The 24,799-nt window shown below is 59.7% G+C and carries 22 protein-coding genes; 7 read left to right on the top strand and 15 right to left on the bottom strand.

Annotation, left to right across the window (positions count from 1 at the left end):
- Window positions 1-40: 40 nt before the first annotated feature.
- The 11 genes from V6607_RS20445 to V6607_RS20395 form a co-directional block, all read right to left on the bottom strand.
- Window positions 41-715 carry an NADH-quinone oxidoreductase subunit B gene (locus V6607_RS20445; RefSeq protein ID WP_003219572.1) on the bottom strand — a complete coding sequence of 225 codons (675 nt, stop codon included), beginning with the start codon at window positions 713-715 and terminating at the stop codon, window positions 41-43.
- A 10-nt stretch (window positions 716-725) separates the two neighbouring features.
- The gene (locus V6607_RS20440; protein WP_003219575.1) at window positions 726-1,139 is read right to left on the bottom strand and encodes an NADH-quinone oxidoreductase subunit A; all 414 of its coding nucleotides are present in this window, start codon (window positions 1,137-1,139) and stop codon (window positions 726-728) included.
- A 716-nt stretch (window positions 1,140-1,855) separates the two neighbouring features.
- Window positions 1,856-3,181 carry an isocitrate lyase gene (gene aceA, locus V6607_RS20435; protein ID WP_003219577.1) on the bottom strand — a complete coding sequence of 442 codons (1,326 nt, stop codon included), beginning with the start codon at window positions 3,179-3,181 and terminating at the stop codon, window positions 1,856-1,858.
- A 493-nt stretch (window positions 3,182-3,674) separates the two neighbouring features.
- Window positions 3,675-4,412, bottom strand: a complete 738-nt coding sequence (locus tag V6607_RS20430) for a secretin N-terminal domain-containing protein (RefSeq protein ID WP_003219578.1) — start codon at window positions 4,410-4,412, stop codon at window positions 3,675-3,677.
- A gap of 239 nt (window positions 4,413-4,651) precedes the next feature.
- A complete protein-coding gene (locus V6607_RS20425) occupies window positions 4,652-5,074 on the bottom strand; it encodes a GNAT family N-acetyltransferase (protein ID WP_003219580.1) in 423 nt (140 codons plus the stop codon).
- Window positions 5,067-6,233 (bottom strand): cupin domain-containing protein, encoded by a 1,167-nt coding sequence (locus V6607_RS20420; RefSeq protein WP_003219582.1) that lies wholly within the window; start codon window positions 6,231-6,233, stop codon window positions 5,067-5,069. Before V6607_RS20420 ends, V6607_RS20425 begins: the two co-directional genes overlap by 8 nt.
- An 84-nt stretch (window positions 6,234-6,317) precedes the next feature.
- Window positions 6,318-7,688: an adenylosuccinate lyase gene (gene purB, locus V6607_RS20415; RefSeq protein ID WP_003219584.1), complete on the bottom strand. Its 1,371-nt coding sequence runs from the start codon at window positions 7,686-7,688 to the stop codon at window positions 6,318-6,320.
- A 124-nt stretch (window positions 7,689-7,812) separates the two neighbouring features.
- Window positions 7,813-8,436, bottom strand: coding sequence for a high frequency lysogenization protein HflD (hflD, locus tag V6607_RS20410; RefSeq protein WP_003219586.1), 624 nt, complete (start codon window positions 8,434-8,436; stop codon window positions 7,813-7,815).
- Window positions 8,433-9,557: a tRNA 2-thiouridine(34) synthase MnmA gene (mnmA, locus tag V6607_RS20405; protein WP_003219588.1), complete on the bottom strand. Its 1,125-nt coding sequence runs from the start codon at window positions 9,555-9,557 to the stop codon at window positions 8,433-8,435. The genes hflD and mnmA overlap by 4 nt, the downstream gene beginning before the upstream one ends.
- Before the next feature lie 59 nt (window positions 9,558-9,616).
- Window positions 9,617-10,063, bottom strand: coding sequence for an NUDIX hydrolase (locus V6607_RS20400; RefSeq protein ID WP_008431568.1), 447 nt, complete (start codon window positions 10,061-10,063; stop codon window positions 9,617-9,619).
- 228 nt (window positions 10,064-10,291) lie between these two features.
- On the bottom strand, window positions 10,292-12,517 hold the full coding sequence (locus tag V6607_RS20395; RefSeq protein WP_134326932.1) for an NADP-dependent isocitrate dehydrogenase: 2,226 nt from the start codon (window positions 12,515-12,517) through the stop codon (window positions 10,292-10,294).
- 494 nt (window positions 12,518-13,011) lie between these two features.
- Between V6607_RS20395 and icd the strand changes: the two genes are divergently transcribed.
- Window positions 13,012-14,268, top strand: coding sequence for an NADP-dependent isocitrate dehydrogenase (gene icd, locus V6607_RS20390; RefSeq protein ID WP_003219599.1), 1,257 nt, complete (start codon window positions 13,012-13,014; stop codon window positions 14,266-14,268).
- Window positions 14,269-14,337: 69 nt separating this feature from the next.
- On the opposite strand, the gene cspD is transcribed toward icd, so the two are convergent.
- Window positions 14,338-14,598, bottom strand: a complete 261-nt coding sequence (gene cspD / locus V6607_RS20385; protein WP_166742174.1) for a cold shock domain-containing protein CspD — start codon at window positions 14,596-14,598, stop codon at window positions 14,338-14,340.
- Window positions 14,599-14,822: 224 nt separating this feature from the next.
- On the opposite strand from cspD, the gene clpS reads away from it, so the two are divergent.
- Window positions 14,823-15,191 (top strand): ATP-dependent Clp protease adapter ClpS, encoded by a 369-nt coding sequence (gene clpS, locus V6607_RS20380; protein WP_003219604.1) that lies wholly within the window; start codon window positions 14,823-14,825, stop codon window positions 15,189-15,191.
- A gap of 29 nt (window positions 15,192-15,220) precedes the next feature.
- A complete protein-coding gene (gene clpA, locus V6607_RS20375) occupies window positions 15,221-17,491 on the top strand; it encodes an ATP-dependent Clp protease ATP-binding subunit ClpA (protein WP_003219606.1) in 2,271 nt (756 codons plus the stop codon).
- 236 nt (window positions 17,492-17,727) lie between these two features.
- Here clpA and infA read toward each other — a convergent pair whose 3' ends face one another.
- The 3 genes from infA to aat all read right to left on the bottom strand — a co-directional run bounded on the left by infA (window position 17,728) and on the right by aat (window position 19,490).
- Window positions 17,728-17,946, bottom strand: coding sequence for a translation initiation factor IF-1 (gene infA / locus V6607_RS20370; protein ID WP_002553999.1), 219 nt, complete (start codon window positions 17,944-17,946; stop codon window positions 17,728-17,730).
- A gap of 100 nt (window positions 17,947-18,046) precedes the next feature.
- Window positions 18,047-18,754, bottom strand: coding sequence for an arginyltransferase (locus V6607_RS20365; protein ID WP_003219609.1), 708 nt, complete (start codon window positions 18,752-18,754; stop codon window positions 18,047-18,049).
- 55 nt (window positions 18,755-18,809) lie between these two features.
- Window positions 18,810-19,490 carry a leucyl/phenylalanyl-tRNA--protein transferase gene (gene aat / locus V6607_RS20360; RefSeq protein WP_003219611.1) on the bottom strand — a complete coding sequence of 227 codons (681 nt, stop codon included), beginning with the start codon at window positions 19,488-19,490 and terminating at the stop codon, window positions 18,810-18,812.
- Between the two features lie 487 nt (window positions 19,491-19,977).
- Here aat and ftsK point away from each other — a divergent pair, with 487 nt between their 5' ends.
- Genes ftsK through crcB form a run of 4 tightly spaced genes read left to right on the top strand, consistent with a single transcriptional unit; the run spans window position 19,978 to window position 24,791 of the window.
- Complete coding sequence (ftsK, locus tag V6607_RS20355; protein ID WP_003219614.1) at window positions 19,978-22,386, top strand: DNA translocase FtsK; 2,409 nt, start codon at window positions 19,978-19,980, stop codon at window positions 22,384-22,386.
- Window positions 22,387-22,443: 57 nt separating this feature from the next.
- Window positions 22,444-23,067 carry an outer membrane lipoprotein chaperone LolA gene (gene lolA / locus V6607_RS20350; protein WP_003219615.1) on the top strand — a complete coding sequence of 208 codons (624 nt, stop codon included), beginning with the start codon at window positions 22,444-22,446 and terminating at the stop codon, window positions 23,065-23,067.
- Between the two features lie 27 nt (window positions 23,068-23,094).
- Window positions 23,095-24,417 carry a replication-associated recombination protein A gene (locus V6607_RS20345; protein WP_003219616.1) on the top strand — a complete coding sequence of 441 codons (1,323 nt, stop codon included), beginning with the start codon at window positions 23,095-23,097 and terminating at the stop codon, window positions 24,415-24,417.
- Window positions 24,417-24,791: a fluoride efflux transporter CrcB gene (gene crcB, locus V6607_RS20340; protein ID WP_008431560.1), complete on the top strand. Its 375-nt coding sequence runs from the start codon at window positions 24,417-24,419 to the stop codon at window positions 24,789-24,791. Before V6607_RS20345 ends, crcB begins: the two co-directional genes overlap by 1 nt.
- Window positions 24,792-24,799 lie beyond the last annotated feature (8 nt).

Raw genomic sequence — 24,799 nt, 5'->3', positions numbered from 1 at the left:
TGAAGCCAGGTTTTCGTTCTATAAAAGAAGCGGTTCTGGATCAGACTTCGTCGGGGCTGCGCAGGTTGGTTACCTGAATACGCTGTTCGCGGCGCTGTTCCTTTTGTGACGGCATCTCGGCGCGGTATACGCCTTGATCTCCGACAACCCAGGAAAGTGGACGACGCTCCTTGCCAATCGATTCCTGCAACAGCATCAAGCCTTGCAGAAATGCTTCAGGGCGGGGCGGGCAGCCAGGCACGTAGACGTCCACGGGCAGGAACTTGTCCACCCCCTGAACCACGGAGTAGATGTCGTACATGCCACCGGAGTTGGCGCACGAACCCATGGAGATAACCCACTTTGGCTCGAGCATTTGCTCGTAGAGACGCTGAATGATCGGCGCCATCTTGATAAAGCAGGTACCGGCGATAACCATGAAATCCGCCTGACGCGGCGATGCCCGGATAACTTCGGCGCCAAAGCGCGCGATGTCGTGGGGCGCCGTGAAGGCGGTGGTCATTTCCACGTAGCAGCAGGATAGACCGAAGTTGTACGGCCACAGGGAGTTCTTACGTCCCCAGTTGACCGCGCCACTCAGCACGTCTTCCAGCTTGCCCATGTAGATGTTTTTGTGGACTTGGTCTTCTAACGGGTCGGAAACGGTTTCCCGTTCGCCGATTGGGTACTGCTCGTTAGGAGCATCCGGGTCGATCCTGGTGAGATTGTATTGCATCGCCAAAGCCTCATTGTTTCAGCTTCGCTTGCCGCTTGCGACGAGCTTCCGGAGCCCAGTCAAGGGCGCCCACTCGAAATAGGTAGACAAGGCCTGCCAACAGAATTGCTATGAAAACGAGGGCTTCGACGAATCCGGTCCAGCCGCTTTCGCGGACGGACACAGACCAGGCAAAGAGAAAAAGGGCTTCGATGTCGAAGATCACGAAGAGCATCGCGACCAGATAGAATTTGGCTGAGAGCCGCAAGCGGGCGCCACCTGTAGGTAGCATGCCGGACTCGAACGGTTCGTTTTTGCTGCGGCCCCAGGCTTTTGACCCGAGGAGGCTGGAGACGCCGAGCATGAAGGCGCAAAGGCCGACTACACCGAGGAGGAAAATGGCAAAGCCCCAGTTGTGGGCCATGAGTCCTGTCGCTTCGGTCATGCTGGAAATCCTTAACAGAGAGCAAAGGTCTCTGAGCTCGAAAAAGTAACGATGCAGTGACGATATGTCGCAGCGCAATCAATCGCGGTGATTTTATGGCTAAACACCGGGCAAGTAAAATTCCTATAGCGAAATTATTCGATGGAATAAGGACATAGTGCACCTTCTTGGGGCTGTAGCCCTTGTGCTGCGGGCATTAGCGGGCTTTTCACGAATTGTGTTTTGTTTAACCGGTAAAGAAGTTTTCATGCTCTAAATGATAATGAATATTGTTTGCGTGGGTTTTAAACAACTGTTCGGGGTTTAGCGCGGGAAGTTGTTGTTACTTGTGCGGGTGATGCTAGTTGGTAAAGCGGATCTTTTAACTGGTTTTGCAGATGGGAATAGCGCTCTGGATCAATGTTTTGATCGAAATCGGCTGGCGAGGGCGCGCAGGGGCACATATTCAAAAGCCCAATCAAAGGCTGGGCCAAGGCGCGTGCCGCTGTGCTTTCCTGTGGGAGCTGGCTTGGCTGCGATGGCATCGCCTCGGTGTATCGCAGAAACCGAGTTGTCGGCATCGCAGGCAAGCCAGCTCCTACAGTTGACCGTGGCTGCTCTCACACACCAGTGCTTTTCAGGCGCCCAAAAAAACGCCCCGAACCAGTCGGGGCGTCAGATCGTGCGGCACTGCGGTTAGGTCTTCCGTGGGGCCGCAGTGGCCGTGTACTCAGTACTTAGTGGAACTGCTCTTCTTCGGTCGAACCGGTCAGCGCAGTCACGGACGAGGTGCCGCCCTGGATCACGGTGGTCATGTCGTCGAAGTAACCGGTGCCCACTTCCTGCTGGTGCGCCACAAAGGTGTAACCCTTGGCAGCATCAGCGAACTCTTGTTCCTGCAGCTTCACGTAGGCAGTCATGTCGTTGCGGGCGTAGTCGTGCGCCAGGTTGAACATGCTGTGCCACATGTTGTGAATGCCGGCCAGGGTGATGAATTGGTGCTTGTAGCCCATGGCAGACAGTTCACGCTGGAACTTGGCGATGGTCGCGTCGTCCAGGTTCTTCTTCCAGTTGAAGGAAGGCGAGCAGTTGTAGGACAGCAGTTGATCCGGGTATTCCTTCTTGATGGCTTCGGCAAAGCGGCGAGCTTCGTCCAGGTCCGGCTTGGCAGTTTCGCACCAGATCAGGTCGGCGTACGGCGCGTAGGCCAGGCCACGAGCGATCGCCTGGTCGAGACCGGCGCGCACTTTATAGAAACCTTCCTGGGTACGTTCGCCAGTCACGAACGGCTGGTCGTACGGGTCGCAATCCGAGGTCAGCAAATCAGCCGCGTTGGCATCGGTACGGGCCAGGATGATGGTCGGAGTGCCAGCAACGTCAGCAGCCAGACGAGCAGCCGTCAGCTTTTGAACAGCTTCCTGGGTTGGAACCAGTACCTTGCCGCCCATGTGGCCGCATTTCTTCACCGAAGCCAGCTGGTCTTCGAAGTGAACGCCGGCAGCGCCTGCCTCGATCATGCTCTTCATCAGCTCGTAGGCGTTCAGTACGCCACCGAAACCGGCTTCAGCGTCTGCAACGATCGGTGCGAAGTAGTCGATGTAGCCTTCATCGCCCGGGCCTTTACCGGCTTTCCACTGGATCTGGTCGGCACGGCGGAACGAGTTGTTGATGCGCTTGACCACGGTTGGCACGGAGTCCACCGGGTACAGCGATTGGTCGGGGTACATGGATTCAGCGGAGTTGTTGTCCGCTGCCACTTGCCAGCCAGACAGGTAGATCGCCTGGATACCGGCTTTGACCTGTTGAACCGCTTGGCCGCCAGTCAGGGCGCCCATGCAGTTGACGAAATCTTTTTCGGGACGGAAGGACGGCTTGGCACCCTGGGTGACCAGCTTCCACAGCTTCTCGGCGCCGAGTTTTGCAAAGGTGTGCTCAGGTTGAACCGAGCCACGCAGGCGGACGACGTCAGCAGCGGAATAAGCGCGGGTCACGCCTTTCCAGCGTGGGTTTTCAGCCCAGTCTTTTTCAAGGGCTGCAATTTGCTGTTCGCGTGTCAGTGCCATGGGGAAAAACCTCGTCGCATAGGTCTAGGTGGAAAATTCCATTTGCCAGCCACGTATCAGTGCGTGGTTATGGCTGCTCGCTGACCAGAAGCTTAGGCGGTCAAGTCAGGCTTGGCGGGGAAGGCGACGGTATGAACGAGTGGCTCAAGGGGGAGTTGAGCAGGTAAGGGCGAACTGCGAACAGTCTTCGGGCGTCGTGGGCCTTTGTACGATCCATCAGTGTGTTGCCGGGTTACCTGGTTAGCTTCCGTCCCTCGGGACAACTTCGTTCCAGTCGCAACCTCGTCAAACACACCTTGTGGGCGGTACAGACACGAATCGGCTCAGGTGGGTGGCTTTGAGCGACGATCCGAAGGCCCTTGCCAGGGCCCCTGATTAGCGGGAGCGAGGCCATCATGCCCATGCTTTTTTGGATCGTCAAATGTTTTGTAGTGCTTTTTTTAAAGCACTACATCTTTAGTCTAATACGACTCGCCAGTCAGTTTCTGGTGCTTCAGTTCAGCGTGTCGACTTTGACCCGCAATGTCAGGTCATCGCGCCCTTGAGTAGAGTAGCTGCGGGTTGTAGTACTTTTGTCGGCCTGGGTCTGGCGGTTGATCCCGGCCAGGGTGATCCACTCGCCCAGGCGTCCGCTGACAGTTGTGTCGGTACTTTGCACGTTCACTACATCGGGACGTTCTTGGCTCATGCGGTCACGATTGGTACTGATGCTCAGGTGAACGGTCTCGCCGGTGACGCTGGCCGTCACGTAGAAACCCTGGGTTACGTTGCGATACTGGGTCTGGTTCTGCGGGCGGCCGTAGGCATCGGGCTGGGTGGTGGTGAGGGGCACGCTCTGGCCGACCTGGATCAGCGCGGGCACGCCTTCGCTGGCCTGGATCTGCTGGATCCCGCCGTCACGGCTTTCGGTGCTGTAGGTGATGACCTGTGTTTGATTGTTGCCGTTGCTCTGCTGGTTGTTTTCGTTGGTGTCGACGGTGATCAACAGGCGTTTGGAAGGCGTATCCAGTTGCGCGAGCAGGGCGCGCAGGCCCTGGATCTTGTCGGGCTCGGCGTTCACGATCAGTTGGTTGCCGTAGGCGCTGACGGTGCCGTCCTTGCCGATAAAGTTCTGCGCCACCGGCAGCAGGTCGGCGCTGGTGCGGTTGCTCAGGGGCACGACTTCGGTGGCGGCCATCACCGAGAAACTGGTGGCCAGGAGCAACAGGGTGAGCAGGGTGCGTAGGGACATGTCCGTTATCTCTGCGAGTCATTTAGGCTAGATATTGCCAGTTTGTCGGCCTGGCGGGGTGCAAGTTGAATCCTGGACGGCAAAAGGCCCTGGCATCGGGGGATGGCAGGGCCTTTTGAGGTGTTGCTGATGGCGCCTTCGCGAGCAAGCCCGCTCCCACATTTGACCTCATTCCAAAGGATGTACTGGATCGAATGTGGGAGCTGGCTTGCCTGCGAAGGGCGCGGCGCGGTCTCGGATCAGCCCTCGCGCACCATATCAACGTGAGGAATCCCGACTTCCAGGAACTCATCGCTGACAATCTTGAAGCCCAGGCGCTCATAAAACGGCGCCGCATGGACCTGTGCACTGAGGATCTGCCGGGTCTGGCCGCGTTTCTCGGCCACGCCGATCACCGCTTCCATCAGCTTGTCGCCGACCTTCAGGCCGCGCCAGTCTTTGAGAACCGACACGCGGCCGATCTCGCCGGTAGGCAGCAGGCGTGCAGTACCGATGGGAAAGTCGCCTTCGAACGCCAGGAAATGCACGGCACTCGCGTCGTCTGCATCCCATTCCAGCTCCGGTGGAACCGATTGTTCAGCGATAAATACCGCTTCACGAATGCGCCGTATCTCGGCGATATCCTTTTGCCAGTCCGCGACACTTACGTGAATCTTATTCATCGGCAAACCCCAGGCTTCCTTGCTTGACCAGTTCCCACAGCAGGGCGCAGCCATCTTCATCCGCCAGCCATGGGCCGAGGTTGTCGATGTGCAGGGCGTCGGCGGCGCACACCAGCTTCAGCAGTTCCCGCAGCTTGCCCGGCAACAGGCGGCTCTGGCCGCTGGCGAACAGCAGCAGGTCGTCGTCGACTTCGGACCAGGCCAGGCGGGCGCTCGGGTTGCGGATCAGCACGGCGCCGTTTTCCAGGCTGCCCAGCAGGTCTTCTTCTTCCACTTCCGGGCCGGCGACCAGTTCCGGGTAGCGCGGCTCGGTCATGAACTGGCCGAACCAGGTCAGCAGCATGCGCTCGTCGCTCATGTGCTCGGCCAACAGGCTTTTCAGGCGGTCGAGGGCGTCGCCCTGGATCTGGTGCGGGTCGCTGACCGGCTGGGCATCGGCGTCGGTGTAGCGCTCTTCGTCAGTCAGGTACTGGCTGAGGAAGTCGGTGAAGTGGGTCAGCACTTCAGCGGCGCTCGGAGCGCGGAAGCCTACGGAGTAAGTCATGCAATCATCCACGGCCACACCGCAGTGGGCCAGGCGGGGCGGCAGGTAGAGCATGTCGCCCGGTTCCAGCACCCATTCGGCGGTCTCTTCGAATTCAGCGAGGATGCGCAGGTCCGCGTGTTGCAGCAGCGGGCTTTCGGAGTTGCACATCTGGCCGATCTTCCAGTTGCGCTTGCCGGAACCTTGCAGCAGGAACACGTCGTAGTTGTCGAAGTGCGGGCCCACGCTGCCACCCGGGGCGGCGTAGCTGATCATCACATCGTCAATGCGCCAGCTTGGCAGGAAGCGGAAGTTTTCCAGCAGTTCGGCCACTTCCGGCACGAACTGGTCGACCGCCTGCACCAGCAGGGTCCACTCGCGCTCGGGCAGGGTGCTGAAGGCATCTTCGGCGAACGGGCCGCGGCGCAACTCCCACGGGCGTTCGCCGTGTTCGATGATCAGGCGCGACTCGACTTCTTCTTCCAGCGCCAGGCCGGCCAGTTCGTCGGCGTCGATCGGGCTTTCGAAGTCAGGGATGGCCTGGCGGATCAGCAGGGGTTTTTTCTGCCAGTAGTCGCGCAGGAATTCCCGTGCCGTGATGCCGCCCAGAAGTTGAAGAGGAATGTCAGGATTCATGTGTAACCTATTGAAAAAAAGCACTTTTCAGACGGGAATAAAAACGCCCGGCGCTGCCGGGCGTCTCAAAGGGTCAAGCTTCTATCAGATGCGTTTGGCTTGAGCCACAGCGTTGCCGATGTAGTTGGCCGGGGTGAGCAGTTTCAGCTCGGCTTTGGCGGCGGCTGGCATATCCAGGCCGTCAATGAAAGTTTGCAGCGCTTCGGAGGTGATGCCCTTGCCGCGGGTCAGCTCTTTGAGCTTCTCGTACGGGTTTTCGATGTTGTAGCGGCGCATCACGGTCTGGATCGGCTCGGCCAGCACTTCCCAGCAAGCGTCCAGGTCAGCGGCGATCTTCTGCTCGTTGAGCTCCAGTTTGCTGATGCCTTTGAGGCTGGCTTCGTACGCGATCACGCTGTGGGCGAAGCCCACGCCGAGGTTGCGCAGTACGGTGGAGTCGGTCAGGTCGCGCTGCCAGCGGGAGATTGGCAACTTGCTGGCCAGGTGCTGGAACAGGGCGTTGGCGATCCCGAGGTTGCCTTCGGAGTTTTCGAAGTCGATCGGGTTGACCTTGTGCGGCATGGTCGACGAACCGATTTCGCCGGCAATGGTGCGCTGCTTGAAGTAGCCCAGGGAGATGTAGCCCCAGATATCGCGATCGAAGTCGATCAGGATGGTGTTGAAGCGCGCAATCGCGTCGAACAGCTCGGCGATGTAGTCGTGGGGTTCGATTTGCGTGGTGTACGGGTTGAAACCCAGGCCCAGTTCGTCTTCGATGAAGGCGCGGGCGTTTTCTTCCCAGTCGATCTCAGGATAGGCCGACAGGTGGGCGTTGTAGTTGCCTACGGCGCCGTTGATCTTGCCCAGCAGCGGTACGGCCGCGACTTGAGCGATCTGGCGCTCCAGGCGGTACACCACGTTGGCCAGTTCTTTACCCAGGGTGGTCGGCGAAGCCGGCTGGCCGTGGGTGCGCGACAGCATCGGAACGTCGGCGAAACGGATCGCCAGTTCGCGGATGGCGTCGGCAGTCTGGCGCATCAGTGGCAGCATCACGTCATCACGGCCTTCGCGCAGCATCAGGGCGTGGGACAGGTTGTTGATGTCCTCGCTGGTGCAGGCAAAGTGGATGAACTCGCTGACCTTGGCCAGTTCCGGCAGCTTGGCCGCTTGCTCTTTGAGCAGGTATTCGATGGCTTTAACGTCGTGGTTGGTGGTGCGCTCGATCTCTTTGACACGCTCGGCGTGCTCCAGAGCGAAGTTTTCCGCCAGGGCGTTCAGCACAGCGTTGGCTTCGGCAGAGAACGCCGGCACTTCGCTGATGCCAGGGTGAGCGGCCAGGCGCTGGAGCCAGCGCACTTCAACCAGAACACGAGCACGGATCAAGCCGTATTCGCTGAAAATAGGGCGCAGGGCCTGGGTTTTGCCGGCGTAGCGGCCGTCAACAGGGGAAACCGCAGTGAGCGAAGAAAGCTGCATGGGGTGTTCTCGGACAGTCGGGCAACGAAATGGGGCGCGTATCATACATGAAAAAATCCGCCGGTCCGTTGCCAACTGACCGGCGTATTACGCGTGGGGCTATAAAAAAATCGGTTGCTGCGACTTATTCGTTGCGCATCAACGGGTAAAGCTCTTTCAGCAATTTGCGTCGGCTGACCACCAACTGCCAGCGATGACCGCCCAATTGGCGCCATAACCGCGCCGAACGAATACCGGCCAACAGCAGGGCGCGGATTTTCGAGGCGTTGTTCGGTTGTTGCAGGTTGCGCATATCGCCGTGCACCTGGATCCGCTGGCGCAAGGTGCTCAGGGTGTCCTGGTACAGGGCGCCACAGGCTGCGATCACGTTTTCGTGGGCCGGGCCAAAATGCTCGACCTGGGACTGGATCTGCGGCAGGCGCTTGCCGATGGTGTCCAGCAGGTCGTCGCGCTTGGCCAATTGACGCTCCAGGCCGAGCATCGACAGGGCGTAGCGCAGCGGCTCGCGCTGCAAGGTGCTTGGATCGCGCTCGAGGGCGCCGACCAGTGCGCGATAACCTTCGCGCAGGGCCAGGTCATCGCCGCCGTACACTTCCAGGGTGTCCTTCGGGTCGCGGATCAGCAGGCTGCCGAGCATGCAGGTCAGGCCTGCCTCGGTGACCTGGCCGGTCTTGGCGATCTTGTCCACCAGCACCGCGGCGAGAAACACGCCGCCCAGTGCCGTCAGTTGCTCCTGGGTCGGGCTCATGCCTGGCTGCTCCAGGGTTCGGCAACTTCGATCACACCGCCCCCCAGGCAAATCTCTCCGTCGTAGAACACTACCGATTGGCCCGGTGTTACGGCGCGCTGCGGGTCGTCGAAGGTGGCGCGATAGCCGGTGGCGGTTTTTTCCAGGGTGCAGGGCTGGTCGCTTTGGCGATAGCGCACTTTGGCCGTGAGGCGGCGCGGGCTGCTGAGGTCCACCGGGTTGACCCAGTAGATGTCCGAGGCCAGCAGGGCGCGGGAGAACAGCCATGGGTGGTCATTGCCCTGGCCCACGATCAGCTCGTTGTGCTCCAGGTCCTTGACCAGCACGTACCACGGCTCTTCGCCGGCGTCTTTCAAGCCGCCGATGCCCAGGCCCTGGCGCTGGCCGATGGTGTGGTACATCAAGCCGTGGTGACGGCCGATGATCTCGCCTTCGGTGGTCTTGATCTCGCCCGGTTGCGCCGGCAGGTACTGCTTGAGGAAGTCGCTGAAACGGCGCTCGCCGATAAAGCAGATCCCGGTGGAATCCTTCTTCTTGGCGGTGGCCAGGCCGTGTTTCTCGGCAATGGCGCGCACTTCGGGTTTTTCCAGCTCGCCCACCGGGAACAGGGTCTTGGCGATCTGTTCTCCGCCGACGGCGTGCAGGAAGTAGCTCTGGTCCTTGTTGGCGTCCAGGCCCTTGAGCAGTTCGGTGCGGCCATCGATGTCGCGACGGCGCACGTAGTGGCCAGTAGCAATCAGGTCGGCACCGAGGATCATCGCGTAGTCGAGGAACGCCTTGAACTTGATCTCGCGGTTACACAGGATGTCCGGGTTCGGTGTGCGGCCGGCCTTGTATTCGGCCAGGAAGTGCTCGAACACGTTGTCCCAGTACTCGGCGGCGAAGTTGGCGGTGTGCAGCTTGATGCCGATTTTGTCGCAGACGGCCTGGGCATCCGCCAGGTCGTCCATGGCGGTGCAATATTCCGTTCCATCGTCTTCTTCCCAGTTCTTCATGAACAGGCCTTCCACCTCATAACCCTGCTCCATGAGCAGAACGGCGGAAACGGAAGAATCCACGCCGCCGGACATACCGACGATGACGCGCTTCTTTTGTGTGTCAGAAGGGGCTGGATCACGCATAGGATTTCAACGGGAGTCTTTAAAAAGGACGCGATTCTAGCAGGCTCGCGTCTGCAAGGCTAAAGAGAAGGGCGGATCAATTCGAGGCTGTGGCGCTGGCCGGCCAGATAATCGTCGATGCAGCGGATAATCAGCTCGCTGCGCCAGTCTTCGCGCAGGGCCATCAATTCGTCACGGGTCAGCCAGCGGGCGCGCAGAATACCGTCGTCCAGTGGGTAGTCCGGGTGGTGTTGCAGGGCCTTGGCGATGAAGCATACGCGCTGATAGGTCACGCCATTGCTGGGAGCGGTGTACAGGTAAATCCCGACAATCCCGGTGGCTTCGACGTCCCAGCCGGTCTCTTCGAGGGTTTCGCGCACGGCGGCCTCGGTCAGGGTTTCGTTCGGGTCGAGGTGGCCGGCGGGCTGGTTGAGCACGGCGCGGCCGCCCTTGAGTTCTTCGACCATCAGGAAGCGGCCGTTGTCTTCGACGATGGTGGCGACGGTGATGTGGGGGAGCCAGGTCATAAAGTGCCTCGATTCAAGGTGTAACGCTGTCTTCAGGCGCGATTGCATTCAGTGTGGGAGCGGGCTTGCTCGCGAATACGGCGTGTCAGTTAAAGAGGTATTGACTGATCCACCGCATTCGCGAGCAAGCCCGCTCCCACATTTTGATTGGGTTTCTTCAATAAAAGCGCCATGTCCAGAAACAGAAACCCCGGCACAGGGCCGGGGCTTCTTTGCATCCTTACAACCTTACACCAGCGCAGCGATTGCCGCGTTGAGGGTGGCGCTTGGGCGCATGGCCTTGCTGGTCAGCTCGGCGTTCGGTGCGTAGTAGCCACCGATGTCCACTGGCTTGCCCTGGACAGCGTTGAGCTCGGCAACGATGGTTGCCTCATTCGCGGTCAGGGTCTTGGCCAGTTCGCCAAACTGCGCTTGCAGTGCAGTGTCTTCGGTCTGGGCCGCCAGGGCTTGAGCCCAGTACAGCGCCAGGTAGAAGTGGCTGCCGCGGTTGTCGATGTTGCCGACTTTGCGCGATGGCGACTTGTTGTTGTCGAGGAACTGGCCGGTGGCCTGGTCCAGGGTCTTGGACAGTACCAGGGCTTTCGGGTTGTTGTACGTCACACCCAAATGCTCGAGGGATGCGGCCAGGGCGAGGAACTCGCCCAGGGAATCCCAGCGCAGGAAGTTCTCTTCAACCAGTTGCTGCACGTGCTTCGGAGCCGAGCCGCCAGCGCCGGTTTCGAACAGGCCGCCACCGTTCATCAGCGGCACGATCGACAGCATCTTGGCGCTGGTGCCCAGTTCCATGATCGGGAACAGGTCGGTCAGGTAGTCGCGCAGAACGTTGCCGGTCACCGAGATGGTGTCCAGGCCCTTGCGGGTGCGCTCCAGGGTGAACTTCATCGCGTCGACTGGCGACATGATGCGGATGTCCAGGCCTTCGGTGTTGTGGTCTTTCAGGTAAGCCTGAACTTTCTCGACCACGACGCCGTCGTGCGCGCGCTGTGGGTCCAGCCAGAAGATGGCCGGGGTGTTGCTGGCGCGGGCGCGGTTGACGGCCAGTTTGACCCAGTCCTGGATCGGCGCGTCTTTGGTCTGGCACATGCGGAAGATGTCGCCGGCTTCAACAGCCTGTTCCATCAGCAGGTTGCCCTTGCTGTCGGTGACGCGGACTACGCCGTCAGCCTTGATCTGGAAGGTCTTGTCGTGGGAGCCGTACTCTTCGGCTTTTTTCGCCATCAGGCCAACGTTTGGCACGCTGCCCATGGTGGTTGGGTCGAAGGCGCCATTGGCCTTGCAGTCTTCGATCACTGCCTGGTAGATAGTGGCGTAGCAGCGATCCGGGATCACCGCCTTGGTGTCGTGCAGTTGGCCGTCGGTGCCCCACATCTTGCCGGAGTCACGGATCATGGCAGGCATCGATGCGTCGACGATGACGTCGCTCGGCACGTGCAGGTTGGTGATGCCTTTGTCGGAGTTGACCATCGCCAGGGAAGGGCGAGCAGCGTATACCGCCTGGATGTCGGCTTCGATCTGCGCTTGCTGATCGGCCGGCAGGGCCTTGATGCGAGCGTACAGGTCGCCGATGCCGTTGTTCAGGTTGAAGCCGATCTGCTCCAGCACCACAGCGTGCTTGGCCAGCGCGTCTTTATAGAACTCGGCAACGATCTGGCCGAACATGATCGGGTCGGAAACCTTCATCATGGTGGCTTTCAGGTGAACCGACAGCAGCACGCCTTGTTTCTTGGCGTCTTCGATTTCAGCGGCGATGAAGCTGCGCAGGGCTTTCTTGCTCAGCACGGCGGTGTCGATGATCTCGCCAGCTTGTACGCTGGTTTTTTCCTTCAGGACGGTAGCAGTACCGTCCTTGGCGATCAGTTCGATCTTGACGGCATCAGCGCCTTCGATCTGAACGGCTTTCTCGCCGCCGTAGAAGTCGCCGGTGCTCATGTGGGCAACGTGGGACTTGGAGTCGGCAGCCCAGGCGCCCATTTTGTGCGGGTGCTTGCGAGCGTAGTTCTTGACCGACAGCGGGGCGCGGCGGTCGGAGTTGCCTTCGCGCAGTACCGGGTTCACGGCGCTGCCCTTGACCTTGTCGTAACGTGCACGGGTTTCTTTTTCCGCGTCGGTGGTTACGGTTTCCGGGTAGTCCGGCAGGGCGTAGCCCTGGGCCTGCAGTTCCTTGATCGCAGCTTGCAGCTGAGGGGTCGAGGCACTGATGTTCGGCAGCTTGATGATGTTGGCTTCAGGGGTAACGGCCAGGTCGCCCAGTTCGGCGAGGTGGTCCGGCACGGCCTTGGCGCCCAGTTGCTCGGGGAAGCTTGCGAGGATGCGCGCGGCCAGGGAAATGTCGCGGGTTTCCACGGCAATATCAGCGGAAGCGGTGAAGGCCTCTACGATAGGCAGCAGTGAATAGGTGGCGAGGGCTGGGGCTTCGTCGGTGAAGGTGTAGATGATCTTCGAGCGGGTGGGCATATTCGGATTAACTCTCTTCTTTGCTGAAAGCATGCGCAGAAACTCGAGATGCGCCGGGTAAAGCGCGTTCGTTCAAAGTCATCCATGAGCGAAATGTCGAAGTTTCTTCGCGGTGATGTTGGGTTGCATCAGTCGAGCGTCAAGCGGGTGAGCTACTGTAGTAGCTCGGCTTTTCTGGCGGAGGGCGTCTGTCTAGAGCGGTCGGCCGTCGTGACTCTTTGGTCAGCGGCGGCATTATACATAGGTCGCTATGCTTACGCCGAGCCTTCATACAAAAGGTGTGTCGTCCATTGGTCTAAAGGTCGCAGGCAGCGGGTTGCGCCTAAAGTCGCATGATGTGCTCAAGATTGGCGCTTTTCCCTTTGCTTTCAAGCTTGTAGGCCGCTAAATGTGCTGTTTTCGACGCAAATGTGCAGGGCCTGAGGTTTCAGTCCTCATTTATCTGGAGTAGGCTCGAACGCAGCCAGATGTTCAATCCATAGATGGAGTTCAGCATGGGATACAAGAAGATTCAGGTTCCGGCAGTCGGCGACAAAATCACCGTCAATGCAGACCATTCTCTCAATGTTCCTGACAACCCGATCATCCCCTTCATCGAGGGTGACGGTATTGGCGTCGACATCAGCCCGGTGATGATCAAGGTGGTCGATGCAGCTGTTAACAAGGCTTATGGCGGCAAGCGCAAAATCTCCTGGATGGAGGTGTATGCCGGCGAAAAGGCCACCCAGGTTTACGACCAGGACACCTGGCTGCCCCAGGAAACCCTGGATGCGGTCAAGGACTACGTGGTTTCCATCAAGGGCCCGCTGACCACCCCAGTCGGTGGCGGTATCCGTTCGCTGAACGTTGCCCTGCGCCAACAGCTCGACCTTTATGTGTGCCTGCGCCCGGTGCGCTGGTTCGAAGGCGTGCCAAGCCCGGTCAAGAAGCCAGGCGATGTGGACATGACCATCTTCCGCGAGAACTCCGAGGATATTTACGCCGGCATCGAGTGGAAAGCCGGCTCCCCGGAAGCGATCAAGGTCATCAAGTTCCTGAAGGAAGAGATGGGCGTCACCAAGATCCGTTTCGACCAGAACTGCGGGATCGGCATCAAGCCGGTGTCCCTGGAAGGCACCAAGCGCCTGGCGCGCAAGGCCTTGCAGTATGTCGTGGATAACGACCGCGACTCGCTGACCATTGTGCACAAAGGCAACATCATGAAGTTCACCGAAGGTGCCTTCAAGGAATGGGCCTACGAAGTGGCGGCCGAAGAGTTCGGTGCGACCCTGTTGGATGGCGGCCCGTGGATGCAATTCAAGAACCCGCGCACCGGCAAGAATGTGGTGGTCAAGGACGCCATTGCCGACGCCATGCTCCAGCAGATCCTGCTGCGCCCGGCCGAATACGACGTGATCGCCACCCTTAATCTTAACGGTGACTATCTGTCCGACGCCCTGGCGGCGGAAGTGGGCGGTATCGGTATTGCGCCGGGCGCCAACCTGTCCGACACCGTGGCGATGTTCGAAGCCACCCACGGTACTGCGCCGAAGTATGCCGGCAAGGACCAGGTCAACCCGGGTTCGCTGATCCTGTCGGCGGAAATGATGTTGCGCCACATGGGCTGGACCGAAGCGGCCGACCTGATCATCAAGGGCACCAACGGCGCAATTTCGGCCAAGACCGTGACCTATGACTTCCACCGCTTGATGGACGGCGCCAAGTTGCTGTCGTCGTCGGCGTTCGGGGATGCGCTGATTTCGCATATGTAAGCTGATACAGAGGCGTAAAAAACCGGCCTTATGGGCCGGTTTTTTTTAGAGCGTTTGCTCAGTGGCTGATCAGGCCAGTTGTCTTTTTGATTTTTGAGCGACGCCCTCTTTGGGGGTAGTGGCGCTGACTGGAGCGCTGATATTCACTGCGTGCAAGCCCTTGGGTCCCTGAATGATGTCGAAGGAAACCGGTTGCCCTGCCTTTAGTGTCTTGTAGCCATCCATTTGGATAGCCGAGTAATGCGCAAATAGGTCTTCAGTCTTGTCGTCTTCGTTGATGAAGCCGTAACCCTTGGCATTGTTGAACCACTTGACCTTACCGCTCGCCATGCCCATATCCCTCTGCACCAGACTCCATCACTGGAGTATCATCCAGTTTATCCGTCCTAACCCGAATAAATAAGGTTGACTGCGCGGACCTTTTTTACCCACTGTGGGTTCTATTGGTTGTAACACTGATTTGCCGATAGTCAAGGCGACCAGTCGGTCAGAGTTGAAATTCTGACAGGTCGCCCCCACCACTGTATTTGAACCACTGACGAACCTTTCTTTCCATGCATGCAATCAGCCAGATTCGACTAACATTCAATCAGGATCGCCCGGATCATCAAGAAGACGACGACGGTTCTGCAGGCATTGCTGTCCAGGAGGCCAAGCCTGCTTTACAGGCGCCGCCGATGTACAAGGTGGTTTTGTTCAATGATGACTACACACCGATGGATTTCGTCGTCGAAGTACTCGAGGTGTTTTTTAACCTGAACCGCGAGTTGGCGACCAAGGTAATGCTGGCCGTTCACACAGAAGGACGGGCAGTATGTGGAGTGTTTACCCGCGACATCGCCGAGACAAAGGCCATGCAGGTCAACCAGTACGCCAGGGAAAGCCAGCATCCGCTACTCTGTGAAATCGAGAAGGACGGTTAACTCCGACCACTTGGGTATGAGGTGAAGCTATGTTAAACCGCGAGCTCGAAGTCACCCTCAATCTTGCCTTCAAGGAGGCCCGTTCGAAGCGTCATGAATTCATGACCGTCGAACACCTGCTGCTGGCACTTTTGGATAACGAAGCTGCCGCCACCGTACTGCGTGCGTGTGGTGCCAATCTCGACAAACTCAAGCATGACCTGCAGGAGTTTATCGACTCCACCACGCCGTTGATCCCCGTTCATGACGAGGACCGCGAGACCCAGCCAACCCTGGGCTTCCAGCGGGTACTGCAGCGTGCCGTTTTCCACGTACAGAGCTCCGGCAAGCGCGAAGTCACAGGGGCCAATGTGCTCGTGGCGATCTTCAGCGAGCAGGAAAGCCAGGCTGTGTTCCTGCTCAAGCAGCAAAGCGTTGCCCGTATTGACGTCGTCAACTACATCGCCCATGGCATTTCCAAGGTGCCGGGGCATGGCGATCACTCGGAAGGTGAGCAGGATATGCAGGATGACGAGGGCGGTGAGTCTTCTTCTTCGAGCAACCCGCTGGACGCTTATGCCAGCAACCTCAACGAACTGGCGCGCCAGGGGCGGATCGATCCGCTGGTGGGGCGTGAGCTGGAAGTTGAGCGCGTGGCGCAGATCCTGGCGCGTCGCCGCAAGAACAACCCGTTGTTGGTCGGTGAGGCAGGCGTGGGTAAAACCGCGATTGCCGAAGGCCTGGCCAAACGCATTGTTGATAACCAGGTGCCCGACCTGCTTGCCAACAGCGTCGTCTACTCCCTTGACCTGGGCGCATTGCTCGCCGGGACCAAGTACCGTGGCGATTTCGAGAAGCGCTTCAAGGCGTTGCTCGGCGAGCTGAAAAAACGCCCGCAGGCGATCCTGTTCATTGACGAAATCCACACCATCATCGGTGCCGGTGCGGCTTCCGGTGGCGTGATGGATGCGTCGAACCTGCTCAAGCCGCTGCTGTCTTCGGGCGATATCCGTTGCATCGGTTCGACCACGTTCCAGGAATTCCGCGGGATCTTCGAAAAAGACCGCGCCCTGGCGCGCCGCTTCCAGAAAGTGGATGTGTCCGAGCCTTCGGTAGAAGACACCATTGGCATCCTGCGCGGGCTCAAGGGGCGCTTTGAAGCGCACCATGGCATCGAGTACACCGATGAGGCGCTGCGTGCAGCCGCCGAGCTGGCATCGCGCTACATCAATGACCGGCACATGCCGGACAAGGCCATCGACGTGATCGACGAGGCGGGTGCCTACCAGCGCCTGCAGCCGGTAGAGAAGCGTGTGAAACGCATCGACGTGCCTCAGGTCGAGGATATCGTGGCGAAGATCGCGCGGATTCCGCCAAAACACGTCAACACCTCCGATCGGGAGCTGCTGCGTAACCTGGAGCGCGACCTCAAGCTGACCGTGTTTGGTCAGGATGCGGCGATCGACTCGCTGTCCACCGCGATCAAGCTGTCCCGCGCTGGCCTCAAGTCGCCGGACAAGCCGGTCGGTTCGTTCCTGTTCGCCGGGCCTACCGGCGTCGGCAAGACCGAAGCGGCGCGGCAATTGGCCAAGGCCATGGGGATCGAGCTGGTGCGTTTCGACATGTCCGAGTACATGGAGCGTCACACCGTCTCGCGCCTGATCGGTGCGCCTCCGGGCTATGTCGGCTTCGACCAGGGCGGCCTGTTGACCGAGGCGATCACCAAGCAGCCACATTGCGTACTGCTGCTCGATGAAATCGAGAAGGCGCACCCGGAAGTCTTCAACCTGCTGTTGCAGGTCATGGACCACGGCACCCTGACCGACAACAACGGGCGCAAGGCGGACTTCCGCAACGTGATCGTGATCATGACCACCAACGCCGGTGCCGAAACGGCCGCGCGGGCTTCCATTGGCTTTACTCATCAGGATCACTCTTCCGACGCCATGGAAGTGATCAAGAAGAGTTTCACGCCGGAATTCCGCAACCGCCTGGACACCATCATCCAGTTTGGTCGCCTCAGCCATGAGGTCATCAAAAGCGTGGTGGACAAGTTCCTCACCGAGCTCCAGGCGCAGTTGGAAGACAAGCGCGTGCAGCTGGAAGTCTCGGACGCGGCGCGCAACTGGCTGGCGGAAGGTGGCTACGACGCGGCAATGGGCGCTCGGCCAATGGCTCGCCTGATCCAGGACAAGATCAAGCGCCCACTGGCGGAAGAGATCCTGTTTGGCGAACTGGCAGACCATGGTGGCGTGGTGCATATCGATCTGAAGGACGGCGAGCTGACCTTCGACTTCGAAACCACGGCTGAAATGGCCTGATAGCTGACGCAACAAAACAAAAAGGCGCCGAGAGGCGCCTTTTTGCTGCCTTGAACCCGATGGAGATCAAATGTGGGAGCGGGCTTGCTCGCGAATGCGGTGTGCCAGTCGACACAATCAGTGGCTGACACGCTGCATTCGCGAGCAAGCCCGCTCCCACAAGGGATTTCTGGTTTCAGGTAAATCGCGCGCACACAAAAACGCCCGGCATAACCGGGCGTTTTGTATTGACTTGATTAACGGGCGCGGTAAGTGATGCGCCCTTTGCTCAGGTCATAGGGCGTCAGTTCGACGCGCACTTTGTCACCGGTAAGAATACGAATGTAGTTCTTGCGCATCTTGCCGGAGATATGCGCGGTTACGACGTGCCCATTTTCCAACTCCACACGAAACATGGTGTTGGGCAGGGTGTCGACGACAGTGCCTTCCATTTCGAAGCTGTCTTCTTTCGACATGCAGTAAAGCCCTCGGTATCCAGTGAATGGCCCGGTGCAACTGCGCCAGGCAAAAGCGGCGTGCATTGTGCCCGAAAAAGGGTGTTTAAGCCAAGAGGTTCTAGTTCAACGTGACCCATCTTTGGTTAATTAGCAGCTCAATGGGCCGATATTGGGTCTTGTAGTTCATCTTTTTGCAGTTTTTTATCCAGTATCCGAGGTACACCGCCTCCAATTCCAGGCGCAAGGCTTCACCGATCTGCCACAGGATCGCAAAGCGTCCCAGGCTGCGCCGTTCCTCGGCGGGCTCATAAAAGGTGTAGACCGCCGACAGGCCATTGGGCAGCAGGTCGGTCACGGCGACCGCCACCAGTCGTCCCTCGAGCCGAAACTCATAGAAGCGCGAGAAGGGCAGGTCGCGCACCAGGAAGGTGGAAAACTGGTCGCGGCTGGGCGGGAACATGTCGCCGTCGGCGTGGCGCTGTTCGATGTAGCGTTGGTAAAGGTCGAAATATTCTTCGCTGAAGCCGGGTTTGGTGGCGGTAACGGTCAGGTCGGCGTTGCGCTTCAGGATGCGTTTCTGGTTGCGGTCCGGCAGGAACTGCGCCACCGGGATGCGCGCCGGTACGCAGGCGTTGCAGTTCTGGCAGTGCGGCCGGTAAAGGTGGTCGCCGCTGCGCCGGAAGCCCATTTCCGACAAATCGGCATACACATGCACGTCCATCGGCTGGCTGGGGTCGAGGAACAGCGTGGTGGCCTGCTCATCGGGCAGATAGCTGCATGAGTGGGGTTGAGTGGCATAAAACTTCAAACGCGCCAGCTCGGTCATGATCAACCCTCGGATAAGCTTTGAAATAAGTGTAAGCCAGGTGCGGGGAAGTCGCCTAGGAAACCCACGGAGCAGAGCTGGTTTGGTCCAAATGGTCGCGCAGGTAGTTGGCGAAGTCGCTGCGGGGAATGGCGCGGGCGCCGAGGCTGTGCAGGTGATCGGTGGGCATCTGGCAGTCGATCAGCACAAAGCCCCAGGCCTGTAGTTGCCGAACCAGGGTGGCAAAGCCGTATTTCGAGGCGTTGTCGGCGCGACTGAACATGGACTCGCCGAAAAACAACTGGCCCATCGCCAGGCCGTACAGGCCGCCCACCAGTTCGCCCGCGTCCCACACCTCCACCGAATGCGCATAACCGCGCTGGTGCAGTTGCAGGTAGGCGTTCTGCATGGCTTCGGTGATCCAGGTGCCATCGGCATAACTGCGCGGCGCCGCGCACGCCTGGATGACCGCAGCGAAGTCCTGGTCGAAGGTCACTGTGTAACGCTGCTGGCGCAACAATTTGCCGAGGCTGCGGGAAACGTGCAGCTCATCGGGGAACAGTACGGTGCGTGGGTCGGGCGACCACCAGAGGATGGGCTGGCCTTCCGAGAACCAGGGAAAGCAGCCGTGGCGGTAGGCCTGGATCAGGCGGTCGGCCGACAGGTCGCCACCGGCAGCGAGCAGGCCATTGGGTTCGCGCATGGCCTTGGCCAGCGGTGGGAAGGTCAGGGTGTTGCGTTGTAACCAGGTCAGCATGGCATCCAGGCTTACGGAAGGGGAGGGCGGTAACGGCGATGTTGTCCGTTGCAAGAGCTGTGATTATTGTCGACGAAACGCTCTGGGGCTACCCCGAACATGGGATCGGTGCAGATAAGCATGAACGGGTGTTTCTGCAACTCTATGCCGGGGGCGTGGTCGTAATCGCGTACGTCGGTCGGCAAGCTAGCCTGGATTGGCAAAAACAGCTCATAAGCCTTTGTCAGTAAAGACAATGCATGCTCAAATTGAACGTTATGAAATTGAACATTGGCTATGCTGTGTAACGTAGGGCCAAGTGCGTGGCATCGCGCACACAAACCCGTACAATGCGGCCATTGGGGCGTTATCGCCGTTTCATGAATCAGTAGCAGGGTGTTAAAAGTAGCTCCACTGGCACTCGTTCATTTTTTACCTGCCCGGATTGGGCAGTGTTTTGCAGTCATTCAACAGATGGACGCGCTAAAGGCGCAGGAAAAGACCCGTTTTGAAGAAATCCGCCGCAACACCTAAAGCCGCAGTCGTGCCCGCCTGGCGCCAGCACCTGCACTACCGACTCAAGGAAGGTGCACTGATCGCCATCGGCGCGCTGTGCCTGTTCCTGATGATGGCCTTGCTCACCTATGGCAAGGACGATCCAGGCTGGAGCCACAACAGCAAGATCGAAGACGTGCAGAACTTCGGTGGTCCGGCCGGTTCCTACAGCGCCGACATCCTGTTCATGGTGCTGGGTTACTTCGCTTACATCTTCCCGTTGCTGCTGGCCATCAAGACCTGGCAGATTTTTCGCCAGCGTCACGAGCCGTGGCAATGGAGCGGCTGGCTGTTCTCCTGGCGCCTGATCGGCCTGGTGTTCCTGGTGTTGTCCGGCGCGGCCCTGGCCCATATCCATTTCCATGCACCTACCGGTCTGCCGGCCGGTGCCGGCGGCGCTCTGGGCGAAAGCCTCGGCGACCTGGCCCGCAGGACCCTGAACATCCAGGGCAGCACCCTGATGTTCATCGCGCTGTTCCTGTTCGGCCTCACCGTGTTTACCGACCTGTCCTGGTTCAAGGTCATGGACGTGACCGGCAAGATCACCCTCGACCTGCTCGAACTGTTTCAGGGCGCCGCCAATCGCTGGTGGTCGGCCCGGGTGGACCGCAAACGCATGGTTGCGCAACTGCGCGAGGTGGATACCCGCGTCAACGAGGTGGTGGCCCCGAGCACGCCGGACCGGCGTGAGCAGGCCAAGGTCAAGGAACGCCTGATCGAACGCGAGCAGGCCCTGACCAAGCACATGTCGGACCGCGAGAAGCAAGTGCCGCCGGTGATTGCCCCTGCGCCGCCGAAGGCCCCCGAGCCAAGCCACCGCGTGCAGAAAGAGAAACAGGCGCCGTTGTTTGTCGACAGCGCCGTGGAAGGCACCTTGCCGCCGATCTCGATTCTTGATCCTGCGGAAAAGAAACAGCTCAATTACTCCCCTGAATCCCTGGCGGCCGTCGGCCACCTGCTGGAAATCAAGCTCAAGGAATTCGGCGTCGAAGTCTCGGTGGATTCGATCCACCCGGGCCCGGTGATTACCCGCTACGAAATCCAGCCGGCTGCCGGCGTCAAGGTCAGCCGCATTTCCAACCTGGCCAAGGATCTGGCGCGTTCGCTGGCCGTGACCAGCGTGCGGGTGGTGGAAGTGATTCCGGGCAAGACCACCGTCGGTATCGAGATTCCCAACGAAGACCGGCAGATCGTGCGCTTCTCCGAAGTGCTGTCGACCCCGGAGTACGACAACTTCAAGTCGCCGGTCACTCTGGCCCTGGGCCACGACATCGGCGGCAAGCCGGTGATCACCGACCTGGCGAAAATGCCCCACTTGCTGGTCGCCGGTACCACCGGTTCCGGTAAGTCGGTGGGTGTGAACGCGATGATCCTGTCGATCCTGTTCAAGTCGGGCCCGGATGACGCCAAGCTGATCATGATCGACCCGAAAATGCTTGAGCTGTCGATCTACGAAGGCATTCCACACCTGTTGTGCCCGGTGGTGACCGACATGAAGGATGCGGCCAACGCCCTGCGCTGGAGCGTTGCCGAGATGGAACGGCGCTACAAGCTGATGGCGAAGATGGGCGTGCGTAACCTGTCGGGCTTCAACGCCAAGGTCAAGGAAGCCCAGGACGCCGGCACGCCGCTGACCGACCCGTTGTACAAGCGCGAAAGCATCCACGACGAAGCGCCGCTGCTAACCAAATTGCCGACCATCGTGGTGGTGGTCGACGAATTTGCCGACATGATGATGATCGTCGGCAAGAAGGTCGAAGAGCTGATCGCCCGTATCGCCCAGAAGGCGCGGGCCGCCGGGATCCACTTGATCCTCGCGACCCAGCGTCCGTCGGTGGACGTGATCACCGGCCTGATCAAGGCCAACATCCCGACCCGCATGGCGTTCCAGGTGTCGAGCAAGATCGATTCCCGGACCATCATCGACCAGGGCGGCGCCGAGCAACTGCTGGGCCACGGTGACATGCTCTACATGCCGCCGGGCACCAGTTTGCCGATCCGTGTCCACGGCGCGTTCGTCTCCGACGATGAGGTGCACCGTGTGGTGGAAGCCTGGAAACTGCGTGGCGCCCCGGAATACAACGACGACATCCTCGCCGGTGTCGAAGAGGCCGGCAGCGGCTTCGACGGTGGCAGCGGCGGTGGCGACGATGATGCCGAGACCGATGCGCTCTACGACGAAGCGGTGCAGTTCGTGCTTGAAAGCCGCCGCGCCTCGATCTCCGCCGTACAGCGCAAGCTGAAGATTGGCTACAACCGCGCTGCCCGCATGATCGAAGCCATGGAAATGGCCGGCGTGGTCACCTCGATGAACACCAACGGCTCGCGCGAAGTGATTGCGCCAGCGCAGATGCGTGACTGATTACGTGCCGCGTGGCAACACGCGGCACGCCTTGCAACCGAATCTAAGAGGACTCCCATGCGTCTTATCCGCATGCTGTTGTTGCCTGCATTGGCCCTGACTGCTGTTTCGGCTCATGCTGACCCGGCTTCCGTCGCGAGCCTGAAAAACCTGTTGGACAAATCCCAGACCCTGACCGCGCGCTTCTCCCAGCTCACGCTGGATGCCGGTGGCACCCAGTTGCAGGAAACCGCCGGCGAGATGGCTGTACAGCGTCCAGGGCTGTTCTACTGGCACACAGAAGGCAAGGCCGAGCAGACCATCGTCTCTGACGGCCAAAAAGTCACCCTGTGGGACCCGGACCTGGAGCAGGCGACCATCAAGAAGCTCGACCCGCGCCTGAACCAGACGCCAGCGCTGTTGCTGTCGGGCGATGTGTCGAAGATCAACGACAGCTTCGACATTACCTCCAAGCAGACCAGCAACGTGATTGAATTCACCCTTAAGCCGAAATCCAAGGACACGCTCTTTGACACGCTGTCCCTGTCGTTTGGCAACGGCGTGATCAACAACATGCGTCTGATTGACAGCGTCGGCCAGCGCACCGATATCCTGTTCTCCGGGGTCAAGGCCAACCAGCCGGTACCGGCATCCAAGTTCAAGTTCGACATCCCGAAGGGTGCCGACGTGATCCAGGAATAAACTGCCCAGAGGTTTCAAACGCTGCCCATGGACCTGTTTCGAAGTGACCCGATTGCTCAGCCTCTGGCGGCGCGCCTGCGCTCGACCAACCTGGACGAGTACGTCGGGCAGGAACACCTGCTCGCCCGCGGCAAGCCTTTGCGCGAGGCCCTTGAGCAGGGTGCGCTGCACTCGATGATTTTCTGGGGGCCGCCGGGCGTGGGTAAAACCACCCTGGCGCGGCTCCTGGCAAAAGTCTCGGATGCACACTTCGAGACGGTCTCGGCGGTGCTGGCCGGGGTCAAGGAGATCCGCCAGGCGGTGGAAGTCGCCAAGCAGCAGGCCGGGCAGTACGGCAAGCGCACCATCCTGTTCGTCGACGAAGTGCATCGCTTCAACAAGTCGCAGCAGGATGCGTTCTTGCCGTATGTCGAAGACGGCACGCTGATCTTTATTGGTGCCACCACCGAAAACCCGTCTTTTGAACTGAACAATGCCTTGCTGTCCCGGGCGCGTGTCTATGTGCTCAAGAGCCTCGATGAAGCCGCGATGCAGAAGCTCTTGCAGCGTGCGCTGAACGAAGACAAGGGCCTGGGCAAGCGCCAGTTGAGTGTCAGTGAGGAAGGCTTCAAGATCCTGCTGACTGCTGCGGATGGCGACGGTCGACGTTTTCTCAATCTGCTGGAAAACGCTTCCGACCTGGCCGAGGATGGCAGCGAAATCGGCGTCGACTTGCTGCAGAGCCTGTTGGGCGACACCCGCCGGCGTTTCGACAAGGGCGGCGAAGCGTTCTACGACCAGATTTCCGCGCTGCACAAATCTGTGCGCGGCTCCAACCCCGACGGCGCGCTGTACTGGTTTGCGCGGATGATCGACGGCGGTTGCGACCCGTTGTACCTGGCCCGGCGCGTGGTGCGCATGGCCAGCGAAGACATCGGCAATGCCGACCCGCGTGCGCTGAGCCTGTGCCTGGCCGCCTGGGAAGTGCAGGAACGTCTGGGCAGCCCGGAAGGCGAGTTGGCGGTGGCCCAGGCCATCACCTATCTGGCCTGCGCACCGAAGAGCAACGCGGTGTACATGGGCTTCAAGTCCGCCCTGCGTGCTGCCGCCGAGCATGGTTCCCTGGAAGTGCCGCTGCACCTGCGCAATGCGCCGACCAAGCTGATGAAGCAACTCGGCTACGGCGATGAGTACCGCTACGCCCACGATGAACCGGACGCCTATGCGGCTGGCGAAGATTACTTCCCGGATGACCTTGAGCCGCAGCCGTTTTACCAGCCGGTGCCCCGCGGCCTGGAGCTGAAGATCGGCGAAAAGCTCAATCACCTTGCCCAACTTGACCGGCTCAGTCCGAAACAGCGGAGAAAGTAGTGCTCAGAACGATTCTTGCCGTGTCCGTAGCCGGCATCGCTGGTACATTATTGCGTTTCGCCACCAGCACCTGGGTCAGCGCCAATTGGCCGAAGCATTTTTATGCGGCGACCCTGGCGGTCAACCTGGTGGGCTGTTTGATCATCGGCTTGTTGTACGGATGGTTTCTGCTTCGCCCGGAAGTGCCGATTGAGATTCGTGCCGGCTTGATTGTCGGTTTTGTAGGCGGTCTGACGACCTTTTCATCCTTTTCACTGGACACGCTACGCCTGCTGGAAAGCGGGCAGGCACCGGTCGCCTTCGGGTACCTGGCCATCAGCGTGTTCGGCGGGCTGCTCGCCACTTGGGCTGGCCTGTCCTTGACCAAACTTTGATAAACGAG

This window comes from Pseudomonas sp. KK18 (assembly GCF_037094675.1).
Taxonomy (GTDB): Bacteria; Pseudomonadota; Gammaproteobacteria; order Pseudomonadales; family Pseudomonadaceae; genus Aquipseudomonas.
The sequence above is the reverse complement of the archived record's forward strand: the minus strand, read 5'-3'. Positions and strand labels throughout refer to the sequence as shown.